This window comes from Streptomyces sp. SPB074, assembly GCF_000154905.1.
GTDB lineage: Bacteria > Actinomycetota > Actinomycetes > Streptomycetales > Streptomycetaceae > Streptomyces.
This window is the reverse complement of sequence record NZ_GG770539.1, coordinates 6,020,526-6,032,611: the sequence shown is the minus strand read 5'-3', so window position 1 is coordinate 6,032,611 and position 12,086 is coordinate 6,020,526. Positions and strand designations below refer to the sequence as shown.

11 protein-coding genes are annotated in these 12,086 nt (G+C 72.0%); 3 read left to right on the top strand and 8 right to left on the bottom strand.

Going from position 1 to position 12,086, the window contains the following annotated elements; genetic code table 11:
- Positions 1 to 165: 165 nt before the first annotated feature.
- Together SSBG_RS25595 and rpsD are read right to left on the bottom strand one after the other, a co-directional pair.
- Positions 166 to 582 carry a DUF948 domain-containing protein gene (locus SSBG_RS25595; RefSeq protein ID WP_008748955.1) on the bottom strand — a complete coding sequence of 139 codons (417 nt, stop codon included), beginning with the start codon at positions 580 to 582 and terminating at the stop codon, positions 166 to 168.
- 222 nt (positions 583 to 804) lie between these two features.
- A complete protein-coding gene (rpsD, locus tag SSBG_RS25590; RefSeq protein WP_007829289.1) occupies positions 805 to 1,419 on the bottom strand; it encodes a 30S ribosomal protein S4 in 615 nt (204 codons plus the stop codon).
- A gap of 245 nt (positions 1,420 to 1,664) precedes the next feature.
- On the opposite strand from rpsD, the gene SSBG_RS25585 reads away from it, so the two are divergent.
- Positions 1,665 to 2,423 (top strand): DUF2470 domain-containing protein, encoded by a 759-nt coding sequence (locus SSBG_RS25585; RefSeq protein ID WP_008748954.1) that lies wholly within the window; start codon positions 1,665 to 1,667, stop codon positions 2,421 to 2,423.
- A 99-nt stretch (positions 2,424 to 2,522) separates the two neighbouring features.
- Here SSBG_RS25585 and SSBG_RS25580 read toward each other — a convergent pair whose 3' ends face one another.
- The 5 genes from SSBG_RS25580 to SSBG_RS25560 all read right to left on the bottom strand — a co-directional run bounded on the left by SSBG_RS25580 (position 2,523) and on the right by SSBG_RS25560 (position 7,383).
- On the bottom strand, positions 2,523 to 2,984 hold the full coding sequence (locus tag SSBG_RS25580; protein WP_008748953.1) for an SRPBCC family protein: 462 nt from the start codon (positions 2,982 to 2,984) through the stop codon (positions 2,523 to 2,525).
- A 5-nt stretch (positions 2,985 to 2,989) separates the two neighbouring features.
- Entirely contained in the window at positions 2,990 to 4,345 is a 1,356-nt protein-coding gene (locus tag SSBG_RS25575; protein WP_008748952.1) for a replication-associated recombination protein A, read from the bottom strand.
- A gap of 102 nt (positions 4,346 to 4,447) precedes the next feature.
- Positions 4,448 to 5,086 carry a vitamin K epoxide reductase family protein gene (locus SSBG_RS25570; protein WP_008748951.1) on the bottom strand — a complete coding sequence of 213 codons (639 nt, stop codon included), beginning with the start codon at positions 5,084 to 5,086 and terminating at the stop codon, positions 4,448 to 4,450.
- A 308-nt stretch (positions 5,087 to 5,394) separates the two neighbouring features.
- Complete coding sequence (gene hisS, locus SSBG_RS25565; protein WP_008748950.1) at positions 5,395 to 6,657, bottom strand: histidine--tRNA ligase; 1,263 nt, start codon at positions 6,655 to 6,657, stop codon at positions 5,395 to 5,397.
- 12 nt (positions 6,658 to 6,669) lie between these two features.
- Positions 6,670 to 7,383 carry an MBL fold metallo-hydrolase gene (locus SSBG_RS25560; protein ID WP_008748949.1) on the bottom strand — a complete coding sequence of 238 codons (714 nt, stop codon included), beginning with the start codon at positions 7,381 to 7,383 and terminating at the stop codon, positions 6,670 to 6,672.
- A 165-nt stretch (positions 7,384 to 7,548) separates the two neighbouring features.
- On the opposite strand from SSBG_RS25560, the gene SSBG_RS25555 reads away from it, so the two are divergent.
- Together SSBG_RS25555 and SSBG_RS25550 are read left to right on the top strand one after the other, a co-directional pair.
- Complete coding sequence (locus tag SSBG_RS25555) at positions 7,549 to 8,397, top strand: peptidylprolyl isomerase (protein ID WP_008748948.1); 849 nt, start codon at positions 7,549 to 7,551, stop codon at positions 8,395 to 8,397.
- A 155-nt stretch (positions 8,398 to 8,552) separates the two neighbouring features.
- Positions 8,553 to 9,782 carry a DUF349 domain-containing protein gene (locus tag SSBG_RS25550; protein ID WP_008748947.1) on the top strand — a complete coding sequence of 410 codons (1,230 nt, stop codon included), beginning with the start codon at positions 8,553 to 8,555 and terminating at the stop codon, positions 9,780 to 9,782.
- Positions 9,783 to 9,895: 113 nt separating this feature from the next.
- Here SSBG_RS25550 and SSBG_RS25545 read toward each other — a convergent pair.
- Positions 9,896 to 12,086: RelA/SpoT family protein (locus SSBG_RS25545; protein WP_037870624.1), on the bottom strand; the 2,191-nt coding region annotated here is incomplete at its 5' end.

Below are 12,086 nucleotides of genomic sequence, written 5' to 3'. Positions count from 1 at the left end.
CGGTCCGCGGCCTGGGCCACGAGGGACTCGGGGGCCAGTTTGCGGAGCTTGGCGTGCGCCTTGGAGGTGGCCCAGACCCCCGCGGCCGCTCCGGCGGTGAACCAGAACGTACGGCGGAACATCGCGGCAGCGGTCCTTCCGGTGGTGGTACGGGACGGGCGGGCGTCAGGCGCCCTTGCGGCGGGAGCGGCGCCTGCCCTTGACGGTGCGGCCGACGACGGTGCGCGGCGGCGGTTCGGCCTGGCGGCCGAGGGCGCGGCGCACCCCGTAGCCGAAGGCGGCGACCTTCACGAGGGGGCCGCCGAAGGTGGTCGCGACGGTGGTGGAGAGCGCGGAGGCGTTCGAGGTGACCTCCTGGACGTCCGTGGCGATCGCGTCGACGCGGTCGAGCTGGGTCTGCGCGGAGCGCACGGTCGCGGAGGCGTCCGTGAGCAGGGGGACGGCCTGTTCGGTGACGTCGGCGACCATCTTCGTCGTGGCCCTGAGGGTCTGCGCGAGCCGCGCGAGCGCGACCGCGAGGAAGGAGACGAGAATCGCCCAGAACACGGCCACCAGCAGCCCTGCCACCTCTCCTCCGGACACTGCGCACCGCTCCTTCTGCTTGTGGGTCGCGCGCCGTTCGCCCCGTGGTGTGCGGGCGGCGCGGTCGTGGTGCCGAGCCTATCGCGGCGCGGGCCCGCTCCCGTCCGCGCGCATCCCGTTCCCGGGAGCGCGAACGCGAGCGGCCCGCTCCCCCCGCCGTGCGGACACGGCGGGGAGGCGGGCCGGAGTGCTGCGCGGCGCGCGGCGACCTCGGGGGGGTCGTCAGCGGGCGTAGTACTCGACGACGAGCTGCTCGTCGCAGATGACCGGGATTTCCTTGCGGTTCGGGTCGCGGTCCAGGCGGAAGGCGAGGGCCTTCAGGTTGACCTGGAGGTAGCGCGGGGTCTCGCCGTCCGTGTCGTAGCCACCCTCGCGGGCGACCTGGAACGGGTGCTTCGAGCGGCTGCGCTCGCGGACCATCACGACGTCGTCGGGACGGACGCGGAAGGAGGGCTTGTCGACCTTCGTGCCGTTGACCTCGATGTGGCCGTGGACGACCATCTGGCGGGCCTGGTAGATGGTGCGGGCGATGCCCGAACGCAGGACCAGGGCGTCGAGGCGGCGCTCCAGCTCGATGACCAGGGCCTCGCCGGTCTTGCCCTCGGCCTTGCGGGCGCGGTCGTAGGCGCGGGCCATCTGGCGCTCGGAGATGTCGTACTGCGCGCGCAGACGCTGCTTCTCCAGCAGACGGACCTTGTAGTCACTGTTCTGCTTGCGGCCGCGGCCGTGCTCGCCCGGCGGGTAGGGACGGGCCTCGAAGTACTTGACGGCCTTCGGCGTCAGCGCGATGCCGAGCGCACGGGACTTCTTGACCTTGGGACGCGACTGGTTAGGCACGTTCTCCAGACCTCCGAAATAGGTTAGGTTAGGCTCACCTTACTCAAGGAGATCGCATGTCTCGCCCTGGGAACACCACGCGCATCACGAACGCCCGTCGCGCTCGAAAAGGCGACGCATCGACGGAGGTCCGATCAGATCGTGGTCAGCCGCGTCCCCGTCCTGACAGCCTCGGCGGCCAGGACGCCCACGACGGGAGTCTTGAGGGGGACTCCCAAGGGGAAAGGGGGCTTGAATCCACCCGGATGCCGTCAGCAGCCGAGCGCACACGAACTCTCGTACAGGGTACATGCTCCGCGGTGCTGCTCCTGCCGGGCCCCGAGACGACCGGCTCGCTCCCGCTCGTACCCGAAGCGCGCACCGTGACGCCCGAGGGCGACCTCCACCTCGTCTACTCCGCCACGGCGCCCGTCGTACGCGCCGCCTCGCGCGCGCGGGGGGACGAACTGCCCGTCGTCCTGGAGCTGACCGACGTCGCCCCCGTCTCGGTCCCGCACCGGGTACGGGGCCGGGCCTGGGTCTCCGGCTGGCTCACCCGCCTCCCCGACGACACGCCCGAGGCGCACTCGGTGGCGGGGCCCACCGGACTGGGCGGCCCGGCCTGGGCGACGCTGCGGCTGGAGCCGTACGAGATCCGCGTGGACGACCTGTGGGGCGTGGCCCGCGTGGACATCGAGGAGTTCGCCGCCGCGGCGCCCGACCCGCTGCGCGCGTACGAGGCGGAACTCCTCCAGCACCTGCACGCGGCGCACGCCCCGGAGGTGCGGCGCCTGCGCGCTCTCCTGGGCGAGCGGGCCGCGGCCGACTGCCCGGCGGTGGTGCCGGTCGCCCTCGACCGCCTCGGGCTGCGGGTCCGCTTCACCGGGGTGCGCTGCTTCGACGCGCGCTTCGACTTCCCCGAGCCGGTCGGCGACGTGCACGGGCTGCGCCGGGCGATGGCCGCGCTCTTCGACGCGGCGGAGGACTTCGACGGCGCGGACGACTCCGACCAGCCCCGCGACTGAGCGACGCCCGGGGAGCCCGTGCGGACGGGACCACGGCCTCGGGGGAGGGGCCGCCGTCCGAGGGGGGACGGGCCGCGGGCCGGACGCACGCGCCACGGGTCAGGCCCGGCCGCGCTCCGCCGCCTCGCGCACGTACGCGTTGCGCACCCGGATCAGCCGGGGCATGTACCGCCCGAGCGCGACCCGTTCGGCGATTTGGCCGAGCGGTCCGAGGGGCGCGGCGAACTCGACGACGTCCCGCATGAGCATGCCGCCCGCGCCGTCCGGGGCGAAGTGGTGCGCGTGGTGCCAGCGCGCGAAGGGGCCGCGCACCTGCTCGTCCACGAAGTACCCGGGCCGCTCGTACGCGCTGATCCGCGAGGTCATCCGCCAGCGCACGCCGTAGTGCCGGGCCCGCCACGTCACCGTGTCCCCCGGGCCCATGCGGCCCGACGTCACCCCCGCGACGGCGCTTTCACCCGATCGAGCCATGGACGCCTGGTGCAGATCGACGTCGAGCGACACGTCGAAGACCCTCTCGGGCGGCGCCGCGATCCGGGTCGTCAGCTCGAAGCGGACCACCGCCGCTACTCCCGCGTCCCGCGCAGGCGCTCCCGGACCATCTCCACGACGTCCGCGTACCGTGCCTCCGCCCCGTACCGCGTCGGCGTGTAGTACTGCCGGTCCTTGAGCGCGTCCGGCGCGTACTGCTGCGCGGCGATCGCGCCGGGGACGTCGTGCGGGTACACGTAGCCCTGGGCGTGGCCGAGCTTCTTGGCGCCCTTGTAGTGGCCGTCGCGCAGGTGCGGCGGGACGGCGCCGGCGAGGCCCTTGCGGACGTCTTCGAGCGCGGCGCCGATCGCGAGCGTGGCCGCGTTCGACTTCGGCGCGAGCGCGAGGGCGATGGTCGCGTGGCTCAGGGTCAGCGCGGCCTCGGGGAAGCCGATCATCGCGACGGCCTGCGCGGCGGCGACGGCGGTGGGCAGGGCGCTCGGGTCGGCGAGGCCGATGTCCTCGCTCGCGGAGATCATGAGGCGGCGCGCGATGAAGCGCGGGTCCTCGCCCGCCTCGATCATGCGTGCCAGGTAGTGCAGGGCCGCGTCCACGTCCGAGCCGCGGATCGACTTGATGAGGGCACTCGCGACGTCGTAGTGCTGGTCGCCGTCGCGGTCGTACGTGAGCGCCGCCTTGTTGACCGTCTCCTCCAGGGTCCGGAGAGTGATCGCGGGCTCCTTCTTGGCGAGCGCGGCCCCGGCGCCCGCCTCCAGGGCGGTCAGCGCGCGGCGCGCGTCCCCTCCGGCAACCCGCAGCAGGTGCTCCTCGGCGTCCTCGGCGAGCGTGACCGCGCCCTTGAGGCCGCGCTCGTCGGTGAGGGAGCGGTGCAGCAGGGCGCGGATGTCCTCGTCCGTGAGCGGTTCGAGGGTCAGGAGCAGGGAGCGGGACAGGAGCGGGGAGATCACGGAGAAGTACGGGTTCTCCGTCGTCGCCGCGATGAGGGTGACCCAGCGGTTCTCGACGGCGGGCAGCAGGGAGTCCTGCTGGGCCTTGCTGAACCGGTGGATCTCGTCCAGGAAGAGGACGGTGTCCTTGCCGTAGCCGCCGCTGGCCCTGCGGGCCCCGTCGATGACCGTGCGGACCTCCTTGACCCCGGCGGTGATCGCGGACAGCTCCACGAAGCGGGCGTCGGTCGCCTTGCTCACGACGTAGGCGAGCGTCGTCTTGCCCGTCCCCGGCGGGCCCCACAGGATCACCGAGGAGGCCCCGGCGGGACCGCCGTTCCCCTCCCCCACGAGCCGGCGCAGCGGGGAGCCCGCCCCGAGCAGGTGCTGCTGGCCCACCACCTCGTCCAGGGTGCGCGGGCGCATCCGGACGGCGAGGGGGCTGTTGCCCGGGTCCTTCTCCTGGCGCTCTTCGGCGGCGGCGGTGAACAAGTCGGGTTCCACGCGGAAAGCCTAAAGGACGGCACCGACAACGCCTCGGGCGCGCTCGGTGCCGTCCTCATCAGGCCGTACGGTCCGCCCTCAGCGGGGCCGGCCGGTCCTCGCTCAGCTCGTCCAGAAGTCCCACCAGCGCAGCAGGATCAGGAGGCCGATGATCCCGAGGTGCAGGACGGGCAGCACCCAGGGGAACTCGCCGAAGAAGCCGCGCGCCCAGGCGGGGGCCGGCAGGTAGCCGTTGCGGACGTTGTGCGCGGTCACGTACCAGAACATGACGACCGTCGCGACCCAGGCGAGGCAGCACCACAGGCACAGGGCGTTGATGCTGTACAGGGACTGGTACTGGAGCCAGGTGACGAAGCCGATGCCGAAGAGGGTGCCGAAGTTGAAGGTCAGCCAGTACCAGCGCGGCATCCGGGCCCCGGCGAGCAGGGTCATGCCGACGCAGATCACGACCGCGTACGTGGCGAGACCGAGCATCGGGTTGGGGAAGCCGAAGGCCGCCGCCTGGTCGCTCTTCATCACGCTGCCGCAGGAGACGACCGGGTTGAGGCTGCACCCGGGGGTGAAGCTCGGGTCCTCCAGGAGCTTGAACTTGTCGAGCGTGATGACCCAGGCCGCGAGCAGGCCCGCCGCTCCGGTGAGCACCAGCATGACGGCGAAGGCACGCGAGGCGCCGAGCCGGGAGACCGGGCCCTCGGGGTGCCGGGGGTCGTGCTCGTGGCCGACCTCGTCGCTGACTTCCATCGTGTCGCTCATCACGCCGTTTCCGTCGCTCGGTTTGCTGGGGCTCCTGCATTGTGCCCCAGCAACCTGAGAACGGGAGGGCCCAACGGGGCACGGGAAAGACCCACTCCCCCGGTACACGGCCCGAGTTGGCGCCACCGCACGTGAGGCAATCCACTCCGGCGAGTGGTTTCGGGGGCGCCGGGTTGACGAAAACGGGGGGCGGGCCCTCCCAGCGGGAGGAGCGCCCCACGACACCCGCGCCCGCCCGGCCACACGCCACCCGCGGGCCCGGCCGGGCTTCCGCCCGCCCGGCCGGGCCCGCGCGCTCAGCCCAGCAGCCGCTGGATCTCCGCGACCGCCTGCGCGAGCGGCACCGCGTGCTGCTCGCCGGACTCCAGGTCCTTGATCTGGACGCTGCCGTCCACGAGGTCGCGCTCGCCCGCGATGAGGGCGAGGCGGGCGCCCGAGCGGTTCGCGCTCTTCATCGCGCCCTTGAGGCCGCGACCTCCGAAGGAGAGGTCGGTCGCGATCCCGGCCCTGCGCAGCTCGGTCACCTTCTCGAAGAGGGCGCGCCGCGCGGCCTCGCCGAGCGGGACCGCGTACACGCTCGTGACGGGCGGGAGGTCGAGGACGACGCCCTCCGCCTCCAGGGCGAGGACCGTGCGGTCCACGCCGAGCGCCCAGCCCACCGAGGGCAGCGCGGGCCCGCCGAGCATCTCGGAGAGCCCGTCGTAGCGCCCGCCGCCGCCGACCGCCGACTGCGAGCCGAGGCCGTCGTGGACGAACTCGAAGGTCGTGCGGGTGTAGTAGTCCAGGCCGCGCACGAGCTTCGGGTCGTCCTCGTAGGCGACGCCCGCGCCGTCCAGGAGCGTGCGGACCTCCTCGTGGTACGCCTTGCAGTCCTCGCACAGGTGGTCGGCGAGGAGCGGGGCCCCGGTGAGCCGCTCCTGGACCTCGGGGCGCTTGTCGTCGAGGACGCGCAGCGGGTTGATCTCGACGCGGCGGCGGGTCTCCTCGTCCAGGTCCAGGGCGCGCAGGAAGTCCTGGAGCGCCGCGCGGTAGGCGGGGCGGCACGTGGCGTCGCCGAGCGAGTTGAGCAGGATGCGGTGCCCGGTGAGCCCCAGCGAGCGGTACGCCTGGTCGGCGAGGATGATCAGCTCGGCGTCGAGCAGCGGGTCCTCGGCGCCGATCGCCTCGGCGCCGACCTGGGAGAAGTGCCGGTAGCGGCCCTTCTGCGGGCGCTCGTAGCGGTACTGGGAGCCCGAGTACCAGACCTTGACGGGCAGGTTCCCCGTCTTGTGCAGGTTCGACTCCAGGACGGCGCGCAGCACGGCCGCCGTGCCCTCGGGGCGCAGCGCCAGCTCGTCGCCGCCCTTGGTCGTGAAGACGTACATCTCCTTGCTGACGATGTCGGTGGACTCACCGACCCCGCGCGCGAAGAGCCGTACGTCCTCGAATCCCGGGGTCTCGATGTAGCCGTACCCGGCGTCCCGCAGCGGCGCGGCGATGGCCTCGCGGACGGCGAGGAAGCGGCCCGAGTCGGGGGGCAGCAGGTCGTAGGTGCCCTTGGGTGCCTTGAAGGTGCTCACGGTTGTTCGCTGTCACATTCCTCGTCGGGGGAACGCCGTCGCGGCGCTTCCCTGGCCGGCCGCCACCTGCCGCAGGTACGGGTTGGTGGCGCGTTCGCGGCCGATGGTCGTCTGGGGACCGTGTCCGGACAGGACCACGGTCGAGTCGTCGAGCGGCAGGCACACCCGCGCCAGCGAGCCGAGGATCTCGTCCGCGTCACCGCCGGGCAGGTCGGTGCGTCCGATGGAGCCGGCGAAGAGCAGGTCCCCGGAGAAGAGCACGGACGGCAGGTCCGCGCCCTCGGGGGTCCGGAAGGTCACCGACCCCTTGGTATGGCCGGGCGCGTGCGCGACGGAGAAGTCGAGCCCGGCGAGGCTCAGGCGGGCCCCGTCGCTCAGCTCCTCGACGTCGGAGGGCTCGCCGACCGTCAGCTCGCCCAGGAGCGGCATCCCGATCGAGCGGCCGATACCGGCCTCGGGGTCGCTCATCATGTGGCGGTCGGCGGGGTGGATCCACGCGGGGACGTCGTGCGCCCCGCACACGGGGACGACCGAGGCGACGTGGTCGATGTGGCCGTGGGTGAGGACGACGGCGACGGGCTTGAGCCGGTGCTTCGCGAGCGTCTCCTCGACCCCCGCGGTGGCCTGGTGGCCCGGGTCGATGATGACGCATTCCTCTCCGGCGGCGGGAGCGACCACGTAGCAGTTGGTCCCCCAGGCCCCGGCGGCGAAACCGGCAATGAGCACGTTCGTCCTTTGTGTCCGCGGGTGGGCGCGGCCGCGTCGGGCACGCGGCCGGGATCGAGACTACCGGCGGTGCCGATTCCACAGCGAACCCGTATACGGTACGGGGCACACACGACCCCCTGTCCGAACGGGTTTGCGGACAGGTAGACGACGAGGAGACACCCGGTGGTCAGCAACGATCAGCGGCGGCGCCAGCTCGCCCGGGACAAGTTCCTGCGCCAGCAGGAGCGGCGCCAGACGGCACGGCGGCGGGCGCGCAGGCGCAACGTCATCATCGCCTCGACCGTCGCGGTGGTGATCGTCGCCGGCGGGGGTGCCTGGGCGGGCGGCGCCTTCGACAGCGACAAGGCGAAGGACGACAAGAACAGCGAGGCCGCCGCCCAGCCGAGCCCGAGCGCGAGCCCGAGCAAGGCGCCGGACCCCTGCGACAAGCCGGCGGCCGGAGCGGTCAAGAAGCTGTCGTACAAGAAGGAACCGGCGCTCGCCATCGACAAGTCCGCCGACTACACGATGAAGCTCGCGACGACGTGCGGGGACATCGGCATCGCGCTGGACGCGAAGAACGCCCCGCACACGGTGAACTCCTTCGACTACCTCACGGGCAAGGGCTACTTCGACCACACGAAGTGCCACCGCCTGACGACGGCGGGGATCTACGTCCTCCAGTGCGGCGACCCCTCGGGCAACGGCACCGGCGGGCCCGGCTACACGCTCCCGGACGAGAACCTCAAGGACAAGAAGCTCAAGGGCAACGTGTACCCGGCGGGCACGGTCGCGATGGCGAACCAGTACAACGCCCAGACGAAGAAGGGGCGGCACACCGGCGGCAGCCAGTTCTTCCTCGTCTACCAGGACAGCCAGCTGCCGCCCGACTACACGCCCTTCGGCACCATCTCGGCGGACGGCATGAAGGTGCTCAAGAAGATCGCCGGCGCGGGCGAGAGCACCGGGCAGGGCGACGGGGCGCCGAACGCGACCGTGGTGATCGACAAGGCGAGCGTCGCGAAGTCCTGACCCCTAGGGGGCGGCTTTCACCGTGCGTACGGGCAAGTCCGGCGCCCGAGAATGCGGACAGCCGCCCCACAGGTCGCCTATGTTGGCCGTGACGAAAACGTGGACGATGCCGAGGGCCCCCACCAGGGGCCCGGCATCATGTGGATGGAGGCGCTGTGAGCAGCGACCCGTGGGGCCGAGTCGACGAGACCGGGACCGTGTACGTGCGGACCGCCGAGGGTGAGCGGGAGGTCGGTTCCTGGCAGGCCGGTTCGCCCGCCGAGGCCCTCGCGTACTTCGAGCGCAAGTACGAGGGACTCGCCGTCGAGATCGGGCTGTTGGAGCGCCGCGTGCGGACGACGGACCTCTCGGCGAAGGACGCCCAGACGGCCGTGGGGCACCTGCGCGAGCAGGTGCGCGGCGCGAACGCCGTGGGTGATCTCGAAGCCCTGGACAAGCGTCTGGACGCGCTCCTGTCGACGGTCCAGGAGCGCCAGGAGGTGCGCAAGGCCGAGCGCGCCAAGCAGAGCGAGGAGAGCCGCAAGGCCAAGGAGGAGCTGGTCGCCGAGGCCGAGCAGCTCGCCGGGAGCGAGCAGTGGCGGGTGGCCGGGGAGCGTCTGCGCGCCCTCGTGGACATCTGGAAGGGGCTGCCCCGGCTGGACCGCAAGTCCGACGACGAGCTGTGGCACCGCTTCTCGCACGCCCGCTCCGCGTTCTCCAAGCGGCGCAAGGCGCACTTCGCGGCGCTCGACGCGCAGCGCGAGGAGGCCCGCAAGGTCAAGGAGGGGCTGGTCACCGAGGCCGAGTCGCTCTCGGGCTCGACCGAGTGGGGTCCCACGGCGGCGCGCTACCGCGACCTGATGACGCGCTGGAAGGCGGCGGGGCGCGCGCAGCGCGAGGCGGAGGACGAGCTGTGGACCCGGTTCCGGGCCGCGCAGGACGTCTTCTTCTCGGCGCGCAACGAGCTGTTCGCCGAGCGTGACGTGGAGCAGGGCGAGAACCTCAAGCTCAAGGAGGCGCTCGCCGACGAGGCGGAGAAGCTGCTCCCGGTCAAGGACCTCAAGGCGGTCCGGGCCGCGTTCCGGGGCATCAACGAGCGCTGGGAGGCCATCGGGCACGTGCCGCGCGACGCGCGGCCGAAGGTCGAGGGCCGGCTGCACGCCGTGGAGCGGGCGATCCAGGAGGCCGAGGAGGCCGAGTGGCGTCGCACCAACCCCGAGGCGCGCGCCCGTGCCGCCGGGCTGACCGGTCAGCTCCAGGGCGCCGTCGACAAGCTGCGCGCGCAGATCGCGCAGGCGGAGTCGGCGGGCAACACGGCGAAGGCCGCGAAGCTGCGCGCCGAGCTGGAGGGCCGCCAGGCCCTGCTCGACCAGGCGCTCAAGGGCCTGGAGGAGTTCGGGGGCTGAGCGGCTCCGTACGGCAGAAGGAGGGGCCCACCGGATCGTTCCGGTGGGCCCCTCCTCGTTGTTCCGGCCAGGGCGCGCTCCCGCCAGGGCGTGTTCCGGCCGGGGCGCTCCCGCTAGGGCCTGCGCGCCGAGGTCACGCGGTACACGTCGTACACGCCCTCCACGCCGCGCACCGCCTTGAGCACGTGCCCAAGGTGCTTCGGGTCGCCCATCTCGAAGGTGAACCGCGAGGTCGCGACCCGGTCCCGCGAGGTCTGGACCGCCGCCGACAGGATGTTGACGTGCTGGTCGGACAGGACCCGCGTGACGTCCGAGAGGAGCCGCGAGCGGTCCAGGGCCTCGACCTGGATGGCGACGAGGAAGACCGAGGACTGGGTCGGCGCCCACTCGACGTCGAGCATCCGCTCCGGCTGCTTCGAGAGCGAGTCCACGTTGACGCAGTCCTTGCGGTGCACCGAGACGCCGTTGCCGCGCGTCACGAAGCCCACGATGGGGTCGCCGGGGACGGGCGTGCAGCAGCGCGCGAGCTTGACCCACACGTCCTCGACGCCCTTGACGATGACGCCGGGGTCGGACTTGGCGCGCCGCTTGCGCCGGGCGCGCGAGGGCGGCTGGGACTCGGCGAGGTCGTCCTTGGTCTCCTCCTCGCCGCCGTAGGACTGGACGAGCTTCTGGAGCACGGTCTGCGCGGGCACGTGGCCCTCGCCGATCGCCGCGTACAGCGAGGAGATGTCCGCGTAGCGCATCTCGTGCGCGAGCGTCACGAGGCTGTCGCTGGTGAGGATGCGGTGGATCGGCAGGTTCTGCTTGCGCATCGCGCGGACGATGGCGTCCTTGCCCTGCTCGATCGCCTCCTCGCGGCGCTCCTTGGAGAAGTGCCCGCGGATCTTGTTGCGCGCGCGAGGCGACTTGACGAAGCCGAGCCAGTCGCGCGAGGGGCCCGCCCCGGCCGCCTTGGAGGTGAAGACCTCCACGACGTCGCCGTTGTCGAGCGTCGACTCCAGCGGCACGAGACGGCCGTTGACGCGGGCGCCGATCGTGCGGTTGCCGACCTCGGTGTGCACGGCGTAGGCGAAGTCGACGGGCGTCGCCCCGGCGGGCAGCGCGATGACGTCACCCTTGGGGGTGAAGACGAAGACCTCGTTGCGGGAGAGGTCGAAGCGGAGCGATTCCAGGAACTCGCCGGGGTCCTCGGTCTCCTTCTGCCAGTCGAGGAGCTGGCGCAGCCAGGCCATGTCGTTGATCGCGCCGTCGTCCTTGCCGGACTTCTTCGGCGCGTCGGTGCGGACCTTGGAGGCGCCCGCGACGGCCTCCTGCTTGTACTTCCAGTGCGCGGCGATGCCGTACTCGGCGCGGCGGTGCATGTCGAAGGTGCGGATCTGGAGCTCGACGGGCTTGCCGCCGGGCCCGATGACCGTCGTGTGCAGCGACTGGTACATGTTGAACTTGGGCATCGCGATGTAGTCCTTGAACCGGCCGGGGACCGGGTTCCATCGCGCGTGCACGGTGCCGAGCGCCGCGTAGCAGTCGCGGACGGTGTCCACGAGGACGCGGATGCCGACGAGGTCGTAGATCTCCGCGAAGTCACGGCCTCGTACGATCATCTTCTGGTAGACGCTGTAGTAGTGCTTCGGGCGGCCCGTGACGGTCGCCTTGATGCGGGCGGCGCGCAGGTCGGACTGCACCTCGTCGGTGACGACCGCGAGGTACTCGTCGCGCTTGGGGGCGCGCTCGGCGACGAGGCGGACGATCTCGTCGTACATCTTCGGGTAGAGGATCGCGAAGGCGAGGTCCTCCAGCTCCCACTTGATGGTGTTCATGCCCAGGCGGTGGGCGAGCGGGGCGTAGATCTCCAGGGTCTCGCGGGCCTTCTTCTCCTGCTTCTCGCGCTTGAGGTAGCGCATCGTGCGCATGTTGTGCAGGCGGTCGGCGAGCTTGATGACGAGGACGCGCGGGTCCTTGGCCATCGCGACGACCATCTTGCGGACCGTCTCGGCCTGCGCGGCCTCGCCGAACTTGACCTTGTCGAGCTTGGTGACGCCGTCCACGAGGAGCGCGACGGTGTCGCCGAAGTCCTCACGGAGCGTGTCGAGCCCGTACTCGGTGTCCTCGACGGTGTCGTGGAGCAGCCCGGCCATGAGCGTCGCGGGGTCCATGCCGAGTTCGGCGAGGATCGTGGTGACCGCGAGCGGGTGCGTGATGTACGGGTCGCCGCTCTTGCGCTTCTGCCCCCGGTGCCAGCGTTCGGCGACCTGGTAGGCGTGCTCGATCTGGCGCAGGGTGGCCGTCTCGATCTTCGGGTCG